Genomic DNA, 17,508 nt, shown 5'->3' with positions numbered 1-17,508 from the left:
TTAAAAATTACAGGTTAATCAATATCGCTTTTTCTATCTTGTTAACCAGATTTACATTTTTAAGACCAATTCCACCAAACATGTCCTTCATTGCTCCGATGAAAAAAATCCTGCTGCTGGGGCTCCCTGCGGTATTAGCTGCACGTGTGGCTGTTGCAGATATCAGGCTGGCAAATTTATTTACTGATCATGCTGTTTTGCAGCGGAATACGGTTGTTCCCGTATGGGGAACCGCCACGGACGGAAAAACGATTACTGTTAGTTTCAACGGACAAAAGGTAAGTGCCGTAGCAAAAGATGGCCGCTGGATGGTCAGGCTACAGCCTTTAAAAGCCGGTGGGCCATATACGCTTACCGCCAGTGGCGATGGTATGGTAACGGTGACGGATATACTGGTAGGGGATGTCTGGCTGTGCAGCGGACAATCCAATATGGACAAGGAGGTAGGGCCACATAAGAACCAGCCCGATGTGGATAATTATCAACAGGAGCTGGCAAAGGCAAACCATCCGCAGATACGACTGTTTAAGGTGCCTGCAAAAGAAGGTGCTGTAACGCCGCAGGAAGAAGTGAATACGGCCTGGTCGCTTTGTGATAGCGCGCATGTACGGGCTTTTTCTGCTGCCGGTTATTTTTTTGGGAGAGACCTTCAACCGGAGATTAAAGTGCCGCTGGGACTGATACATTCCTGCTGGGGTGGCACCGCAGCGGAATACTGGCTGGATAAATCCGTTATGGCGGCAGATCCTGAGCTGCGGTCGCTGGTAACATCCTATGAGGAATCTATGCAGGGCTATGAAGAAAAAAGTGCCAGACTCCAGGAGGCCCTGAAGGCCGCCGCCGCTGCAGGTACTACTGATACCGCCAGTGTGAAAGCCTATAACCAGCTGAAGTTACTGAAACGTAACGGCGGTGGTTTGTATAATGCCATGATCTATCCGTTGCGCAATTTCCCGATTACCGGGGTGATCTGGTACCAGGGAGAATCTAACAGCGACCGTGCAAAGCAATATGAGACGCTGTTTCCGGCACTGATAAAAAACTGGAGAGATACCTGGCACCAGGACCTTCCTTTCCTTTTTGTACAGATAGCCCCGAATAAAAGCAAGGGCCCGGATCTGCGGGAGGCCCAGTTCCTCACCTGGAAACGTGTACCCAATACATTTATGGCAGTCATCACCGATGGCATCGACTCTACCTTTAACCTGCACCCCGGCAATAAACAGTTAGTAGGGGCGCGACTGGCACTGGCAGCCAGGGCGATGGTTTACAGGGAAAAGCTGGAATATTCAGGGCCGGTGTATGAAAGCGCCATTTTTAAAGGCAGCCAGGCTATCCTTTCGTTTAGCCATACAGGTAAGGGGCTGGTAGCTAAAAACGGCCCGCTGACAGGTTTCACCATTGCCGGTGAAGACAAAGTGTTCGTTCCTGCGAAGGCAACCATCAGCGGTAATAAGCTGGTAGTAACCGCCGAAGGAGTAAAAAGGCCTGTGGCTGTACGTTTCGGCTGGACGGATATTCCGCACGACAACTTTTATAACAGTGCAGATCTGCCGGCGTCTCCATTTAGGACAGATGTGGATTAACTAACCCAAACGGCTATATGAAAAAACGCCTGTTGCTATAAAACTTATAGTAACAGGCGCTTTTCCTTTTTGATACATGCATTATTTTAAGGTGCCATGTACTCCTCTCAGGTACATGGTATGGCTTCTGGCTGCTGAAGCTACCCATGTTTCATATTCTTCAATGGCCAGTAATCTTTCGTCCTCCGTGATGTAGTTGTCTGTCACCAGTTGTTTTCCCCTGAGTTTGGCCACTACCGCCCAGATATTGGCATGGGCATGGAAGCCGGGATCGCTGAGGGTGCCACGCTCAGACTCATCAGTAATGGTAATGTCTGAAAAGCCCTGTTCGGAAAGCAATGCAGAAAGATGATCTGCAATTTCATTATCCATGCCAACGTCCTGACGCCATTGCAGGAATTTGTCGTAGAAATGGACCATGCTTTGTGGCGGTTGCGGGTCCCAGGTGGCTTTGGTATGGTTGTAGTCCAGGATGCAGAGTATGCCACCGGGCTTTAGGAGTTGCTTGAGTTTTGCAATCACATCCACAGGATTGGTAAGCCACTGCAGTGTTCTGGCTACCGTGATGATATCAAAGCGTAGGGAGGTTTCATAGCGCATGATATCTCCGTGGATAAATTCCAGGTTGGGGATATGACCATATTTGTTTCGGGCGATGCCGATCAATTCTTCGCTGCTGTCGATACCATAAACTTTTCCTGAATTACCAACATACCTGGTGATGCCTTGTGTGATGGCCCCGGATCCCCCGCCAACATCCAGTACTGTCTGGCCGGGGCGAAGTACTGCCAGTAAATTATGATTGGAATTTTCGACACTTCTTTCTTCAAGTAATATCGCTGTGCCGCTGGGCATTTCGGCGCGTTTTGCCGCCTCGTTTGACATAGAACCAGAGTTTAAATGGATAAAATATTTTCGTGGAGCTGATTTTTTTCAGCTTCAGAAAAATAAACAAAAGGAAATTAAAAAGCCGGGAATATTATTGTCCGATGACCACCAGTGGAATTTTGGTGCTGTAGGCTAATTCTTTTGTTACACTTTTATGAAAGAGGTCTTCCACGAAACCATATTTTCCGGGTAGTGCCAGGACCAGGTTAGCTGCGGCAGTTTCAGCAAACTGTAAGATCTCTTTTGCCGTTCTTTTTTCCTGGATGGTGTGGTAGGAGATGTCGTTTAGCTGTAGCAGGCGCTGGAGCTCTTGTCTGACGCCGGTTCCTGGCTGTTCGTCTCCGATATACAATACTTCCAGGTGTGCGGCTAGTGTGGTTACCAGTTTATGAATATGGAGGCTCTGGCTGGATAGGAGGGCTTGCTCGCGATTATAGGCGAACAGTATTTTGTTGACGGATACCCAGGAGGCATCTGCCGGTACGATGATAACGGGGAGGGATATACGCGTAGTAGCTGCCAGGGTATTACTGCCGATAAGTGTTTTGCCCAGCGCGCCTTTGCCAGTGATGCCCATGATGACCAGGTCTATACCTCTTACATCGATGATTTCCTGCATACCTTCTATCAGCGGTAAAACATCCGTTTCGCAATGAATGCGTGTAGTCGCCGGCGTTATGTCCTCCATGCCTTCCACCAGTTTGCTCATCTCGTCCATGACGCTTCTGCGGAAGGTGGTGGTATCTTCCGGCAGCACGGGCATGGGGATACCGGAAAGATGTAATACGCTGTAGGAGTGGTAGAGAATAATTTCAGCTTCCCTGAACTGCGAAGAGAGTTGTACAGCATAGCGTACTGCATTTTTAGCAGTATCGGAGAAGTCGGTAGTAACAAGAATTTTCATCATAGCCGTATTGGGTTTGTTACAAAACAGGGCGCCTGCAACGAGTGATGCAGGCGCCTGTGAAGTATGACTGATTGTATGAGATTAAAGTTAAGAGGCCTGCTAGAAGCGTGTTGTCAGGGCAATACCCTGGAACTCATTGAGCGTGCCTGGTTCCATGAACATCACTTTACCACCTTTGGAGAGGATAATTTCGATGATGGGCAGGAGTACATCGTAGGAGAGGTCGCCGTTATAGGCTTCTTCCTGCGGGTGTAGGGTAATGATGCCATCATGGATGGTACCGGGCTGAAAGTAATTGCTTTCTACGTATAATGTATCGGCACTACCGTCTGCGGCTGCACGAAAAATATCGCTCAGGTCGACCAGCAGGCGTTGCTGGGAGAGTGCCTCCCTGATGGCTACCAGTGCTGCTTCCTGGCGTTTGGCCAGTACATCCGTGATAACAGGAGCGAGGATGCGGGGGATTTCATGGTCAACCGTATCGTCGTAGCTGCCGGGAACGGTGGCGATCACAATATTTTTGATGTCCATCTGTTCCTGGTAATAGGCCAGCATTTTCGTGTCGCCCATCAGTATTACCGGCAATGCCTGTTCATGGTAATATTTCTTAAAGCGTTTATCGGCCACGTTGAAATACTCTTTGATAAGATCATCCACCACGGAATCGTGCTGGAGTTTCATCGGGTCGGTGGTATAGTAGGTTGTATTTTCAAATGGGAAGTCATCATTTTTCACTTCACGGATAAGCGCATCGTTGGTGGCTTCCAGCAGCCTGATTTTCTTTCTGGAAACACTGATAACATAATAGTGTACGGCCTGCTGCAGCGCTTTCAGGAGAGGGCGTATTTCAAAGCGTTTGCCAATGATGATACGGTCTGTGGTAGCAACAGGCAGGTTATATAGTTTGCTGAAATTTTCGGAAGCATATAATACCAGACTATCGAGATTATATCGGTGGTCTACATTATTTTCCAGTTCTTTAATTTTTTCCAGTACAGGCCATACTTCACGTTTATCATACAGTTCGTATAATTGTTTTTCGGCTGCAGTCACCAGATTTTTCAGGTTGATACTATCCTGCTTGTTATCGGGGAATGTTCTGTGAGTAGATACTAAAACCGTTACTGCCGGGGCACCACGATACTGACTCAATTGAATAACATCTTGATCTTGCATAGATTTCTCTTTTGGTGGTTTAACAAAGCTAGGCCTTGTAAAGTTCACCAAAAATGAGGATCATCATGGAGCAGGGTGATAATTATCAGGTGAGGGTATTATTTTTCGGCTTGCCAGGTAGCGACACCCTTTTCTGTCAGGTAAGGGTAAAACATGTTACTGATCAGCTGAACGTAGTGGTCTACTGCAGCCTGGTCTTGGAGGCCGAGTTTGATTTCATTGTGTGCCAGCCAGAAATCGGAGGTGATATAAAGCAGGGATATGAGTTCTTTCCATATTTGTGTGGGAATATCATTTCTGAAGATGCCCATTTCGCGGTAGCTGGCAAACATGTGACTGAATTGTTGTCCGCGGAACTCGTCCATGCTGTTGTAGCGGGTTTTTATTTCGGGCACCCGTTGTACTATGGCGACGAAGTGCAGGAAAATAAACCTGTATTTATAGAAGATGGTAAAGGCTTTTTGGAGGTCTTGCCGGAAGGCATGAAAACTTGGAATGGCGGGCGCGGCAGCGGCGGTCATCAGCTGATCCATTTCCGAAGAGAGCTGTCCAAACAGGGCAAGAATAAGCTCTTCCGTGTTTTTATAGTGGTATTGCAGGTTACCATGACTGATACCGATTTCTTTAGCAATATGCCTGATCGTAATAACATCCGTTCCTTTCGCGTTGTATAGCTGTAGTGCAGCGCCCAGTATTTTTTCTTTAGTTGTCATGATAAAATGCTTAGGACGAATGTACTATTTTTTAGTTATACATAATTGTATGTTATTATTTTGATATATTTATACATAATTCCTTAATTTTATGGCGTTTATTCATTAATTTACCTCGTAACGGGTTTTAGTGAATTGGAGATAGCTGGCAATTGTGATATTATTTACCCATATCCTATGAGATCAATCCTGGTATTATTTTTTTGTTTATCGGCGTTTACTGTTTGTGGCCAGAGTGGCCCTAACCCTGCGCCGTCGGCAAAAAAATATGAGACAGAATTTATGATGAAGAATGGCAGTATCCTGGGATTTGCGCAGGTAAACCTGAGTTTGGGAGAGATAGGGTTTAAGGTAGAGGTCAACAAGATGACCAAAGACAAGGGTACGAAGCTGGAGTTCAGGATAGACATGCCCAGTGGCAGGAAAAGTAAGATCATTGGTACATTAGATATACCATATACAGGCGATACCACGTATGCCCTCAAGCTGACGGGCAATCTACGTCATGCGGAAGGGGTGCATGATTTGTTTCTGGTGGCCAAAGGGGGCTCACAGTTTAGCATTACTTCTTTCTCTTTTATTTTTAATTACTAGTTTTCGGAAGATGAGACAGTAGCTGGCAGCAGATTTTGTTGCGGGCGCAAAACTATTTTAAAAAAATCCGGAAATTTAAAATGTCTACTGACATACTGTTGTCACTTCAGGTATGGAAGTTTGTATTGTAATCAACATTCAAAAGCAAAAACCTTATTATTATGTCTGCAACAACGTTAAACGCGGCACCTGCTATTCTTACCCCTGAAGATTTACTGGCACACTGGCAGGGGCATCGTAAGTTAACCCGTCGTGTGATCGAGGCCTTCCCTGAGAAAGAACTTTTTGAATTCACTATTGGTGGTATGCGTACGTTTGCGCTGCTGGTAGCAGAGATGGCTACTATTGCTACCGGTATTGATGGTTTGGCTTATGGCAAGTGGAACAACTTTGAAGAGAAGCACAAGGAAGTAGAAGCCTTGAAAACAAAGGCAGAATTACTTGCTTACTGGGATGAGCTGACCGACCAGCTGAATGCAGCCTGGCCTGCACTGACACCAGAGCGTCTGCGTACGGTAGACAACTCCTGGGGTTTCTATGAAGGTCCGGTAGTATTTATCCTGCAGTATTTTGTTGACAACGAAATTCATCACCGTGGCCAGGGTTATGTATACCTGAGAGCACTGGGTATCGAGCCTCCTGCCTTCTATGAACGCTAATGCTTACGTTCTCAATTTCAGCTACTCCCTACGGGGTAGCTGAAATTTTATTTTAAAAAGATTTGGTGAATTGAATTGTATCCTTATCTTTGCAGCCCTGAAACACAAAATCAGTTGCCCAGATGGCGAAATTGGTAGACGCACTGTGTTCAGGTCGCAGCGCCTGCAAGGGTGTGCTGGTTCGAATCCAGTTCTGGGCACTAGAAAAGGTTGTATCTATGCAGTAGAGACAACCTTTTTTCTTTTATACAGGTACCTTATTTTTCTGCTATTTCATACTTCTTCCTATTACTTTTATGACAAATTAAAATCATTACTTACTATTAGTTTAAAATGTTTTCATTTAATTGCTTTTAAATTCCCCTAATCAGAAAGAAGAACCTGTTATGTTTTACTTTTCGTCTGAAAATAATGCCCGTTTTTTTGGGTTGCAGGAAGCTAACTCTTTAAGCTCTTATAATATTCCTATAAATTAATCCTGTAATACCCAATTTATTGCTCTACCTTTAACAAGGTCGCATTTGGCTTTTTCTGATTTAGTTTGGACTTTTAGTTGCTAACTAAGTCGCTGTTTTTTAAATAATATATATAACTAAAACTATATTTGTGAATATTTTTGTAGGAAATTTAAGTGACAAAACAACTGAAGATGAGATTTGGTCATTATTTGACCCATTCGGAGTTGTATATAGTATTAATGTGGCTTATGATAAATACAGTGGCCGTTCTAAAGGTTTTGCATTCGTTGAAATGCCAGACGATTCCAACGCAGTACTGGCAATTAAGGAATTGAATAATTCTGTAGTTGCTGGCCAGACAATAGTAGTGTATGAGGCTCGTCCAAAACCTGAAAGACCAGAAAATAATCGTTTCTCCAGATCCGGTCCAAGGCCAGGTGGATTTAGACCCAGGTACTAATAGCTGGAAGTTTTAAAACGCGGAATACGATAAATAGTCGATGATATTGTCAATCGTAATGGGTTGAAGATCTGTTGTTGTAGGCGCCATTCGGCTTACAACCCTACAGTAGTACAAGCTAAAAAATGCGGAAGCGCTGTAACCACCTTTCCATTTCTTTGGAATACCTTACACTCATTCGACACTAAAAGTATATTAGTAACTAAGTTTTAGTGCTGGTTTAATTCCGGTTCTAAGTACATCAACAGGTTGTCTCTACTCAGTCGGGACAACCTGTTTTATTTTCTACGAGTCCCGGATTTTACTACTATCTACACCTCTTCCCAATATTTACGGCACTCACAATAACACTCACTTCCGAACACCATTTTCTGCCTTTCAAAAGTTTCTTTGAATCATCTTAACATTGGAAAAAAGAAGATGGAAGAACAGGAGAAGCTGTTGCGCGACAAGAAATAAATACTTATCAAGCCGGCAAAAACACCTGACAAGATAGGCCTTTAAAATAGAGATTTTAATTTATAGTGAACCTGAGCTTCCTCTAAAAAAGAGTAACGCTGTAATATTGGAGATTGGCATAACAATCCGCCAAACCCAATGGTACCCTATAACGGCGTCTAAATTACCCCCAAATCCAAGCGCGGAATTTTGGGTGAACCTGCACTTGTATCATGTTAAAAGTATCTAGATAGTTTAATTATATTATATATAAAAAATATTAAAAACACATATTTTTATATATGTAAGTTGTTTGTAGTTTTGTTGAAAACCTACATCTATACTATGAAGAAAATTTTGTGCTTGTGCGTTTTGGCTGGCTTTATAAGTAAGGCTGAAGCCCAAAAAGTTAACCTGGACCGTTATGTCTACAATTTTAGTTACAAAGATTTACCTAAACACCCATTAGGACAGGAATACCAGACATATTCCATCAGTGGTTTAATTTCTCCAGGTGTAAAAAACAACTTCGGAGATCATGGCGTTGAAGAAGCAATTAATGTAGAGGGATTAAAACGAGTAGATGGATTTGCACACATCATGGTGAATATATCTGTTGGTGATTTCATGATCGAAAGTAATGATATAAACGAACGTGTGGTAGTCAACAAAGACAAAGACGGAAAGGAAACCAGCAGATCATATTACTATTCCGTAACAGTTGCTTATTCCTGGGAAGCTTCATGGTCTGTAAAGGACTACAAAGGCAAAACGCTTGTTAACTCAGTGCTCCGCTCCCGTGGCGACAGAAGTACCTGGACCAGCCAGGAATATGGCTCCCGCTCAGATGCCCGCGATTACTACAAAAACAACTATGCTGAAATCAAAGGTCAGCTGATTCGTAAGGAAGTAAATACACATATCGCTGCCATTAGCAGAGTGACAAGTTCAGAATATGGATTCCCTGTTAAAAAGGAAGTGGACTTCCTCTGGATCATGGATTCCAAAAAACACCCTGAACAGGATGCCCAGCAGGCTGCGGTAAAATCCTTCAGAAATGTAATCACCTCTGTTAGTCCGGAAGAATTCCCGGAAAGCACTAAGGATACTTTAAAGACCCTGATCACTTATTTTGATGGGATCCCTAAGAAATATCCTACTGACGATAAAGCCGACAGGAAATTACGTTATGGCAGCTATTACAACAAGGCAAAGATTTATCTGTACCTCGATAATCCGGAAGCTGCTATAAAAGAGGCCGAAGCACTCATCGCCAACGACTATGACGGTGGTGATGGTAAACGCCTGATAAAAGAAGCAGAAGAGCTGAGAGAAGCGCTGAAAAACAATAATGTAATAGCGCGTCACTTCGAAGATAAAACCAGGAATGCAGTTCCTCCTGTAAAAGGGTAAGTAACTGCAATAGTTAATATTTAACCTGATAAACAGCTGATTTCAGACCCGGAATCAGCTGTTTGTCTGATTATACGCGTATATAACCTTTCATGGCGGATTTATTCCTTGTATGCGTATAAACGCCATCCCCATCATGACTCCCGGCACTATTGGTGTTGCCTTCCACGGTATCAAGCCATTCTCCCCGCACTGCTGTTACAAAGCCGGTATGACCTTTCCCATTGCCACGATCAATTATAAATATATCCCCAGGTTGCGGATCCGTTACAGATAAGTGATGTGCTACGGCCCAATTCCATTGTTCCATTACACTGCCTGTACGTTTCAGCGGGTTGCTGACCATTAGTTCTTTTGCTGCATTTGCGGTGCACCAGTAGATAAATGCCATGCACCATGAATAACCTTTATTCAGCCCGACCGCCTTTAAATAGCCTTCTACTGCCGGACCATCGTTATGGTTGGTTGCTTCCCTGACGTTCAGTTGTGTCAGCGCAATACTTAATGCTTTGTTGCCTATCATAGGTATAGATGTTTTATTGCTACAATACTTTGAAGCAGGATGAAAAATATTTGTCTATGCAGACTTTAGTTAAGTTGCCTGGTAAAAAATCTTTGAAATATCCAGAATATATCCAATCTGGAACTGGAAATAATTATTCGCGTAATGCCTGGACGATGCACCTGCCCAGTTGGATATCAGGGTATATTTTATGAAAATGCAGGAGTTGCTCTTTGCAGCCTGTTGATTACCGTTGCTCCCGCTTCCCGTGTTATAGGAAATCCAGACATCGAACTGGTTGTATGGATATTTACCCTTATTCAGAAATGATTTTGTACTATTTGCCGGGTAATGGATCGAGGAAACATTGCTATTCTGAGGGTTTTCATTAGGATTAACGATGCTTGTACTAGGGGCGATCAATAACATTTTATACGCGAGTTCGATATTGAAATTAGATTTGAAAGCATCACTAAAACTTGCCTTAAGATTAAATCCATAGTAATTGCTCTTGATATTATACAGTTTATCTGTTGCGGGAGTGCTGGCTTTCAGGGTATCCGTAACATTGGTCACCGCCAGCCCAAAGATGAAATCCAGGTAGATATGAGCCATATCACCGCTGGGATTCGTATTCCAGTTCATAGGAACGATAAAGGATAGGGCGTTCAGATTGAATGTACCATTAAAATAGGCGTGTGCCAATAAATCCAAGCGGTTAACATACCTATTCCCTAACGTATCATAGGTGTACATTTTAAAACCGTCAGTATTGCCATACGTCATCTGGAGCGTGAAATTGCGCAGGAAGATAAATCGTTTTTTTCCCTTTGCATCGCAACTTATACCATCGGATTTATTCAATGGCTGACTTAACCTGGCGTAGAATTGCGCAAATCCTTTTGGGTCATCATCCTGAATCCCTGTGAAATTGGCATAGGCAGATCCGAAAAATTTTGTTACCTGTTTGGCAATCTTAGGATTTTCTAAAATAACTTTAATTTTATCAGTGTTCTCGAAGGTAGAGGGGGCATCAGTTTTATTAACCAGGAAATCATCATAAACACCTCCTGGCAGATTCCTGATTACAATGATGCCATTGGTATCAGTGGTGGCAATTATTGAGCGGGTTATTGAATCGTTAAAACGGTAAGAGATCGTGTAATTCGTTGAAATGGCAAGTCTGTATATCGTTATTGTTCCATCGCTTTGACCACAGGAGGTAGGGTTGGTGGATGTCGTCGTCTGACTGAAAGTATTAACAGAAAAGCCCAAAAAATAAATAAGAACGCTGAAAATGACAGCAAAATGTTTGTACTTGTTCATACGGAGTTTGATTTAAATCGCATATAGATTCAGGTAGAAATAGCGCGCAGTTTGTACGTAGGATTTCGGTGTATAAAGATCTACACCCATTTCCTGTAAAGGGACAGTTTTACTATCTATTAATATCCATAGGTATAATACTTATGCAGATGCCCATCGTATTATGAAAGCCAGGAAAGTACCGTGATTTTTAACCCTCCGGAAGGAACATACCGCTCCCATGAACGCCTATACGGCATTGGTACAATAATTCATTGTTAGATGCTATGTCTGTGCTCCTTCGACTCAATTATCAATGATCTAATGATCTCAGGCACCCTGTCCGGCTACCTTTACAGGATCCGGCTGCTTATTTTCCGTGACTTTTAAACCGGCATATACAGTAGAGCTGATACCCATTAGCCACAGTGCTCCGGGGGAAATTACAGGCAGTATTTTATTGGCATCCTGGATGGTACCCAGATTGACTAATACACCATGCACATACCATACGCCCAGGATTAGGTTGAATAGAACGGCCTGAAAACGATTGATGCCGATGCCTCCCTTATCAGTCAGAATATCATAGATCAGTGTTTTTCCGGGTGTGTTCTGGATAAGTGAAGCCCGGGGAATATCGGGGTTGGTAGCATCCATTACATCAATGGTACGCGCGGTTAGGGTGGTGGTGGCACTTATTCCGAGCAGGTAAAGTGTTTGTTCGTTTATGTCTGCAAGTACCCAGTTCTTGCAGAGCATGATGGCTATTATTGATGAGAAGATAATAGCAGTCCACCAGGCTATTTGTACCCTGCTGTAGCTATAAGGTTTTCTTGTCTGATCACTGTTATCGCGTAGCAGATTATACCTGACATCGCATCGCCAGATTGCTAACAGTAATACTAATAAGGGGATCCAGAAGTAAAGTGAATTGGCCATGTGATAACGTGTATTAATTAGGGGTTAGGGATCGGGCGTTAACTTCAGTTTACTAAGGTGTAATTTCTTTTGATGGAATTCAATAGCATTTATGGGGGATGATTTCCGGCCTTTTTAAGGGCTGATATATTGATTATCATTACAAAATTTATTTACTTCCACTGCGGTAATTATTACAGAAATAAAAAAGATCCCACTTTCACTGCAGTGGGATCTTTACCATACCAGGTATGAATTATGTTTACGGATGTAACCTGTAGTTCAAACCAATATTTATAGTGGTTGGTGCACCGGGAAATTTACCACCCCAGAAATCATATCTGTGTGTAAAATATTTTTCATTCAGCATATTATTAACAGTTGCGGAGATGCCCCAGTGACTCCATTTGTAGTTTACAGATAGGTTCAGCAGGTTATAGGCAGGAATCGCACCATTGTCTCCATTTTCTGAAGGTTGCTCCGTATTAAGGGCGTCATTATACTGTTTACCTGTAAAGGTATTATAAACATTGATCCCCAGTATCCCGGATTTAATATTGCGCTCATATTGTGCCCCAACTGTAACTAACTGTTGTGGTGCATAGGGGAGAAGATTGTTTTTGTATGGTCCACTATTGAAGGTTGCTTTCTGCAAAGCTCCTGTTACATATAGACGTAACCCCTTTGCCGGAAAAATATTCATCTCTAATTCCAACCCGCGGTGCAAAGCTTTGTCTGCATTGGAAAACTTACCACCCTCTTCTATCAATTTGTGATCGAAGTCAAGTACATATGCGCTCATGCTGATATCCATCCAGGTTGCCGGTGTGGTACGTATGCCGACTTCATAGTTCGTTGAGGTTTCAGCGCCCAGGCTATTTCCATTGGCTACGGTTCCCGGATCTAACGCAGCATACAGTACCGGAGGATTGTATCCCTTTGAAACAGTGGAATAAATTCTGAATCGCTCAACAGGCTTATATAACAGTCCAAACGAATATACTAATACATCTGTTTTGGTAGCTGATTTTTGCGCAGTTAAATAGTCATTCTGCCCATAGTTGATGGAAGTATAACGTAGTCCGGGTGTAAAACTGAGTTTATCGGAAAAATGAATTTCATCCTGAATGTATCCTTCCAGAACATTGGTTGGGATTGTAACTGAGTAAGTCGTTTTTCCGACGTGTTGCAGTGGATCAGAGCCAAGCACCTTTGTGCTGTTGGTTTGATCTCCGAGATATTTAAATCCGGCGATCAGGGAATTTTTCAGGTTAAACAGGTTGTTATTGCGGTTGTATTCTAACACGGTTCCTCCAGTAAAAATATCCCTTAGGTCGCCAAGGATAGATTTTTGATCTCTGTTAGTATCATACCACCAGTTTCGTTTGAAATAATTGGCAAAAACTGAAAGGGAAATGGTGTTGAGCGAATCAATATTCTTTTTATATACGGCAGAAGCAGAATAACGATTGGCATAAAACTGATCGTAAGGATTTACACTCTGTCTGTAATTATCCTTATACTGCTGTTCTGACAACCCCCCTGGTGTTTCTGCATTTTCTGTATAAATATTGCCGGAAAAAGTGAATTCATCTTTGTTATCCAGTTTTGTACCAACACGGAAAGTAACATCATTTGTTCCAAAAGCTGACCTGGATGTGCGGAAGCCATCACCTTGTCTGCGGTTGTAATTTACATAGTAGTTGAGTTTTCCATTATCGCCAAAAGCAGCAGCAGATGCGTTGAGGTATTTAAAACTGCCGACCTCTACGCTTCCTTCTACATTGGGCTGGCCATAACCTTTTTTGGTAATGAGGTTAATGACGCCACCAATAGAGCCAGCCCCGTACAATACAGGGGATGCGCCTTTTATTACCTCAATTCTTTCTATGGACGCAATAGGAAGCATGTAATATGCACCCAGCTGACCGTAACTTTGTCCTAATGGTATTTTTCCATCTACCAATACCAGCACATATCCGTTTCTTGATGGATCCAGTCCGCGTAAACCTATGCCAGGCTTTAGCCCGCGTCCATCCTCATCCTGATAGTTCGCACCCGGAATAAGCCTGATCGCATCGCCTACTGATTGGATGCCAAGATCTTTAATTTGCTTGCTATTGACGATGTTTACTGTGCTGGACAGGTTTTTTATTTTGCTGTTTAACCCATTAGACGTGACCGTCACATTCTCCAGGGATATGCTCCAAAGACTATCACGATTTTCTTTCTGTTTTTCCTTTGGCTGATCCTGCGCACCTGCATTTAAAGCGGCTGCCAGTAATGACATCGTGAGGATGCCAGTGATGCTAAAATTATTCATATAGCGTATATCTTGTAATTGTATTACAGTTAAGACTTAGCGAGGCGCAAAATTATGACTGACAATATTTTGTGGGTAATCGGATCAGGAAAATATTCTTTACCTGGAACTATCTATTCAAATTTTCTACAAAATGTTTTCTGACGGAATATTACGTCAACGGGCCTCCGTTGCAGGTTGGAACCATGTGATCTTCCTGCATGTTTAGCGGCAGATTTTTCTAAGGATAGGAGGGATGGGTATTTTTTTTCTGGTAGATCGCTCACTGCTTTATTACTATAAAAATTTTACTTATTTTAGTGTCGTTTCCTACGAGTACCACAATCGAATACCAGGTGCACCAGAGGCACTTAACTAACTAATAAGCATTAAATTAGCGTATCATATTACCTTTATAGACCATTAATTAAAAATTGTATCAACCGATTTTTTGAAGGCGAGGTACCTGAAAAATTTTTATAGCCCGCTTCACATGCAGATAGTTAGGGTTAATAGTTTATCTCTTTAAGAATTACTCATTATTTCGGCGCAAATCTATTAGCATTTGTGCAATATGTTTTTTTTGAAAATCCCATTGAATATGAAACTCATCATTGTACTAACCATTTCCTGGTTGATGATTGGATGTACCAAAGAGATGACAAAGGACACTCCAATAAATACGGGTGGAAGAAATTTCTTTAGCGATGAAATTATGGCAAATGTTGGCGGATTTACCACACAGTCAAAATTTGCAGTGAACGTCTCTCAAAAGGGAGATACTTTAAGCCTGCTACGTATTGAAGGTGCTTCCAATCCTTCTGATACTGATTATTGCAATAGCGTCCTGCGCCCGTATGCGGGCCTGCTATGTAACATGCTCAAATCCAAAAACAGCTTTATTCAACCTACCCAGTTCATGATTAACTTCCAGGTGTTCTCACCGGTGTGGATGAGCCACGGATGGGATTATGCAGAAAAGAATTTCTATTACCATATTTCTGTATCCTATAAAGACTATCCCAGCACTTTTGAAATGCTGTATGCCGTCGATTAGACGCAATGCTAAAAGGCTGTAAGAGAAAGGAATCGTTGCAAAGCGCCGGAAAGCTGCTCCCTGGCTTCTTTGGATAGGGTGGCCTGTTCCTCATCTTTCCAATTATTCAACATGGTTAAATGCTGATTATCTCCCGAAAAAAGATAAGCCCAGTTTATTTCTTCCCGGTTAAGTAGTTGCCTTGTTTTTAATAAGACTTTCGGTGATAATTTCGGTTGAACAAGACCATCCGCAACGGCTTTCACTTCCAACTGTATATTGTCTGCAGTATTTCTGATTGCAATAAGATCCTCACGATATAAAGCTCCGTTGCCGGAAAAATATTTCAGGATACGCTGTAATGCTATGTTTTCACGCCGGCAGAAGGCAGGGATATTTATTAGCCCGGACTTTAAAATATCACATAGCCGCTTTAGCTCGTCGGTTTCGGCGGCTGTTGTAATATTCTTGGGGAAATTATAGTATAAGTAACGGTCCGGGATCTTTTTCTTGAACCGCCAATTCAGAATGACCTTCGGATTTAACTTGAATACCTGTATTATCTCCCTGGCGGTTTCTTCGTAATATCGCATCGTCTTCCATTTTAAATATTGCGGAACGTGGTGGCTACCTTAAATAACTATACTCAGTTACGTGAAAAAACGATTACTGGTTTGGAACAATATGAAAAATGGCAGCAGATCAACATTTATTATCCCGTAATTCCTTCACTACCTTTTCCAGCCGCTTTTTCACCTGCTTCAATTGCTTAATCTTATCTTCGATTTCTTCAATTTTTGCAGTAAATAGCTGTACCTGCTCCTCACGGGAAGAAGTGGTACCATACCAGCTTTCGAGTAATTTTCTTATTTCAGCCAAGGTAAAACCAACCTCCTTTGCTTCCAGGATAATTTCAAGTCTTTCCGCAACATTGTCATCATAATGCTTGTAGTTATTGCTTTTTACCTGATCGTTTACGAAGCCCTGTATCAACCCCAGGTTCTCATAATACCGGATGGTATGGATCGTTACGCCTGTTTTTTTAGCTAATTCGTTTATCAGCATACTGTTTAGAAAAATTTAACAAAAAATATTAAAGTATAGAGTGTAGTCTATACTTGTGTGTTGTAAATGTATGCCATATTTTTGCATCAGCCAAGGAAAATAGCAGTAGTTATTACTGGCTCAACGGGTAATACCAGCCTGCGTCTGGTAAATTCCCGGATCATATTTTACATCTTAATAAACATCACAATGGCAGATAAAATAATCCTGATTACCGGGGCAACAGATGGTATTGGTAAAGCAACCGCTATGGCGCTGGCAAAGGCAGGTCATACAGTTATTATTCATGGCAGAAATGAAAAGAAGGCGGAGGCTGTAAAACAGGAGATAATGGCAGAGACGGGCAATGATAAAATAGATCTGTTAATTGCAGATTTATTGTCTTTGGCCGATACCCGCAAAGCAATAGACCTGTTTACATCCAGGTATAAACGTTTGGATGTATTAATAAACAATGCAGGTGCATTCTTTAATAAAGTAAGGGAAACAACCGCAGAAGGTTTGGAGAAAACAATTACCCTCAATTTATTTGCCCCGTTTTTATTGATGCAATCTTTGCTGGGCGTCTTGCAGAAAAGTCCGGCCGCCAGGATAATCAATGTTTCTTCTGCTATGCATAAACGAGGCGGCAAGCCTGACTTTACAGACTTTCAGTTGGAAAAGACCTATAAGCCTGACAGGGCTTACGGTTTGTCCAAACTCTACCTGATCTGGATAACCAGGTATTTTGCAAAACAACTGAAAGAAAATGGAATCAATAATGTAACCGTGAATGCCTGTCACCCGGGCGCTGTTGCTACCAATTTCGGACAGGATGCCGACAAAGGATTCTTCATTAATATGATTTTTAAAATTGCGCTCCGTTTCATGGATAAAGTAGAAGATGGTGCAAGAACAAGTATTTATCTGGCTACCGCTCCGGAAGTACAGGGTATATCAGGGGAGTTCTTCGGCAGCAGGGAAAAAATAGAAAAGGCGGATGATAAGTATTACTCAACTCAGCATGAACAGCTGGTTTGGGATTATTGTGCCAGCATAGTGAAGCCTTACTTGTAAAACAGGCTACAACATGGGGGAATAAACCCGGC

The 17,508-nt window shown here is 42.5% G+C and carries 17 protein-coding genes and 1 tRNA gene; 8 read left to right on the top strand and 10 right to left on the bottom strand.

The window, feature by feature from the left end; translation table 11 throughout:
- Positions 1 to 80: 80 nt before the first annotated feature.
- Positions 81 to 1,586, top strand: coding sequence for a sialate O-acetylesterase (locus tag F3J22_RS23550; protein WP_167020374.1), 1,506 nt, complete (start codon positions 81 to 83; stop codon positions 1,584 to 1,586).
- A gap of 81 nt (positions 1,587 to 1,667) precedes the next feature.
- Here F3J22_RS23550 and F3J22_RS23545 read toward each other — a convergent pair whose 3' ends face one another.
- The 4 genes from F3J22_RS23545 to F3J22_RS23530 form a co-directional block, all read right to left on the bottom strand.
- Positions 1,668 to 2,471, bottom strand: a complete 804-nt coding sequence (locus F3J22_RS23545; protein WP_167020373.1) for a methyltransferase domain-containing protein — start codon at positions 2,469 to 2,471, stop codon at positions 1,668 to 1,670.
- A 94-nt stretch (positions 2,472 to 2,565) separates the two neighbouring features.
- A complete protein-coding gene (locus tag F3J22_RS23540; RefSeq protein WP_167020372.1) occupies positions 2,566 to 3,381 on the bottom strand; it encodes a universal stress protein in 816 nt (271 codons plus the stop codon).
- Between the two features lie 99 nt (positions 3,382 to 3,480).
- Positions 3,481 to 4,557, bottom strand: coding sequence for a hypothetical protein (locus F3J22_RS23535; protein WP_167020371.1), 1,077 nt, complete (start codon positions 4,555 to 4,557; stop codon positions 3,481 to 3,483).
- A 98-nt stretch (positions 4,558 to 4,655) separates the two neighbouring features.
- Positions 4,656 to 5,270 carry a TetR/AcrR family transcriptional regulator gene (locus tag F3J22_RS23530; protein WP_167020370.1) on the bottom strand — a complete coding sequence of 205 codons (615 nt, stop codon included), beginning with the start codon at positions 5,268 to 5,270 and terminating at the stop codon, positions 4,656 to 4,658.
- A gap of 177 nt (positions 5,271 to 5,447) precedes the next feature.
- On the opposite strand from F3J22_RS23530, the gene F3J22_RS23525 reads away from it, so the two are divergent.
- The 5 genes from F3J22_RS23525 to F3J22_RS23505 all read left to right on the top strand — a co-directional run bounded on the left by F3J22_RS23525 (position 5,448) and on the right by F3J22_RS23505 (position 9,292).
- Entirely contained in the window at positions 5,448 to 5,864 is a 417-nt protein-coding gene (locus tag F3J22_RS23525; RefSeq protein WP_167020369.1) for a carbohydrate-binding protein, read from the top strand.
- Between the two features lie 161 nt (positions 5,865 to 6,025).
- A complete protein-coding gene (locus F3J22_RS23520) occupies positions 6,026 to 6,523 on the top strand; it encodes a DinB family protein (protein ID WP_167020368.1) in 498 nt (165 codons plus the stop codon).
- Positions 6,524 to 6,639: 116 nt separating this feature from the next.
- Positions 6,640 to 6,723, top strand: a tRNA-Leu gene (locus tag F3J22_RS23515).
- 406 nt (positions 6,724 to 7,129) lie between these two features.
- Entirely contained in the window at positions 7,130 to 7,441 is a 312-nt protein-coding gene (locus F3J22_RS23510; protein ID WP_167020367.1) for an RNA-binding protein, read from the top strand.
- Positions 7,442 to 8,251: 810 nt separating this feature from the next.
- Positions 8,252 to 9,292: a hypothetical protein gene (locus F3J22_RS23505; RefSeq protein ID WP_167020366.1), complete on the top strand. Its 1,041-nt coding sequence runs from the start codon at positions 8,252 to 8,254 to the stop codon at positions 9,290 to 9,292.
- Positions 9,293 to 9,362: 70 nt separating this feature from the next.
- On the opposite strand, the gene F3J22_RS23500 is transcribed toward F3J22_RS23505, so the two are convergent.
- From F3J22_RS23500 to F3J22_RS23485, 4 genes are all read right to left on the bottom strand, one after another.
- Positions 9,363 to 9,815 carry a CHAP domain-containing protein gene (locus tag F3J22_RS23500; protein ID WP_167020365.1) on the bottom strand — a complete coding sequence of 151 codons (453 nt, stop codon included), beginning with the start codon at positions 9,813 to 9,815 and terminating at the stop codon, positions 9,363 to 9,365.
- 69 nt (positions 9,816 to 9,884) lie between these two features.
- Entirely contained in the window at positions 9,885 to 11,120 is a 1,236-nt protein-coding gene (locus F3J22_RS23495; protein ID WP_167020364.1) for a hypothetical protein, read from the bottom strand.
- A 309-nt stretch (positions 11,121 to 11,429) separates the two neighbouring features.
- Complete coding sequence (locus F3J22_RS23490) at positions 11,430 to 12,038, bottom strand: hypothetical protein (protein WP_167020363.1); 609 nt, start codon at positions 12,036 to 12,038, stop codon at positions 11,430 to 11,432.
- A 241-nt stretch (positions 12,039 to 12,279) separates the two neighbouring features.
- Positions 12,280 to 14,340, bottom strand: a complete 2,061-nt coding sequence (locus tag F3J22_RS23485) for a TonB-dependent receptor domain-containing protein (protein WP_167020362.1) — start codon at positions 14,338 to 14,340, stop codon at positions 12,280 to 12,282.
- Between the two features lie 580 nt (positions 14,341 to 14,920).
- Between F3J22_RS23485 and F3J22_RS23480 the strand changes: the two genes are divergently transcribed.
- On the top strand, positions 14,921 to 15,376 hold the full coding sequence (locus F3J22_RS23480; RefSeq protein WP_167020361.1) for a hypothetical protein: 456 nt from the start codon (positions 14,921 to 14,923) through the stop codon (positions 15,374 to 15,376).
- Positions 15,377 to 15,384: 8 nt separating this feature from the next.
- On the opposite strand, the gene F3J22_RS23475 is transcribed toward F3J22_RS23480, so the two are convergent.
- Positions 15,385 to 15,948 (bottom strand): hypothetical protein, encoded by a 564-nt coding sequence (locus tag F3J22_RS23475; RefSeq protein ID WP_167020360.1) that lies wholly within the window; start codon positions 15,946 to 15,948, stop codon positions 15,385 to 15,387.
- A gap of 109 nt (positions 15,949 to 16,057) precedes the next feature.
- Complete coding sequence (locus F3J22_RS23470) at positions 16,058 to 16,420, bottom strand: MerR family transcriptional regulator (RefSeq protein ID WP_167020359.1); 363 nt, start codon at positions 16,418 to 16,420, stop codon at positions 16,058 to 16,060.
- Between the two features lie 189 nt (positions 16,421 to 16,609).
- On the opposite strand from F3J22_RS23470, the gene F3J22_RS23465 reads away from it, so the two are divergent.
- The gene (locus F3J22_RS23465) at positions 16,610 to 17,476 is read left to right on the top strand and encodes an SDR family oxidoreductase (RefSeq protein WP_167020358.1); all 867 of its coding nucleotides are present in this window, start codon (positions 16,610 to 16,612) and stop codon (positions 17,474 to 17,476) included.
- Positions 17,477 to 17,508 lie beyond the last annotated feature (32 nt).

Origin of the sequence: Chitinophaga sp. Cy-1792, assembly GCF_011752935.1 — a bacterium.
Lineage (GTDB): Bacteria > Bacteroidota > Bacteroidia > Chitinophagales > Chitinophagaceae > Chitinophaga.
The sequence above is the reverse complement of the archived record's forward strand: the minus strand, read 5'-3'. Positions and strand labels throughout refer to the sequence as shown.

Coding starts and splice junctions, on each gene's coding strand:
- F3J22_RS23550 (WP_167020374.1), top strand. CDS start 81: ATGTCCTTCATTGCTCCGATGAAAAAAATCCTGCTGCTGGGGCTCCCT.
- F3J22_RS23540 (WP_167020372.1), bottom strand. CDS start 3,381: ATGATGAAAATTCTTGTTACTACCGACTTCTCCGATACTGCTAAAAAT.
- F3J22_RS23465 (WP_167020358.1), top strand. CDS start 16,610: ATGGCAGATAAAATAATCCTGATTACCGGGGCAACAGATGGTATTGGT.
- F3J22_RS23500 (WP_167020365.1), bottom strand. CDS start 9,815: ATGATAGGCAACAAAGCATTAAGTATTGCGCTGACACAACTGAACGTC.
- F3J22_RS23490 (WP_167020363.1), bottom strand. CDS start 12,038: ATGGCCAATTCACTTTACTTCTGGATCCCCTTATTAGTATTACTGTTA.
- F3J22_RS23475 (WP_167020360.1), bottom strand. CDS start 15,948: ATGCGATATTACGAAGAAACCGCCAGGGAGATAATACAGGTATTCAAG.
- F3J22_RS23520 (WP_167020368.1), top strand. CDS start 6,026: ATGTCTGCAACAACGTTAAACGCGGCACCTGCTATTCTTACCCCTGAA.
- F3J22_RS23535 (WP_167020371.1), bottom strand. CDS start 4,557: ATGCAAGATCAAGATGTTATTCAATTGAGTCAGTATCGTGGTGCCCCG.
- F3J22_RS23545 (WP_167020373.1), bottom strand. CDS start 2,471: ATGTCAAACGAGGCGGCAAAACGCGCCGAAATGCCCAGCGGCACAGCG.
- F3J22_RS23480 (WP_167020361.1), top strand. CDS start 14,921: ATGAAACTCATCATTGTACTAACCATTTCCTGGTTGATGATTGGATGT.
- F3J22_RS23525 (WP_167020369.1), top strand. CDS start 5,448: ATGAGATCAATCCTGGTATTATTTTTTTGTTTATCGGCGTTTACTGTT.
- F3J22_RS23495 (WP_167020364.1), bottom strand. CDS start 11,120: ATGAACAAGTACAAACATTTTGCTGTCATTTTCAGCGTTCTTATTTAT.
- F3J22_RS23485 (WP_167020362.1), bottom strand. CDS start 14,340: ATGAATAATTTTAGCATCACTGGCATCCTCACGATGTCATTACTGGCA.
- F3J22_RS23530 (WP_167020370.1), bottom strand. CDS start 5,270: ATGACAACTAAAGAAAAAATACTGGGCGCTGCACTACAGCTATACAAC.
- F3J22_RS23470 (WP_167020359.1), bottom strand. CDS start 16,420: ATGCTGATAAACGAATTAGCTAAAAAAACAGGCGTAACGATCCATACC.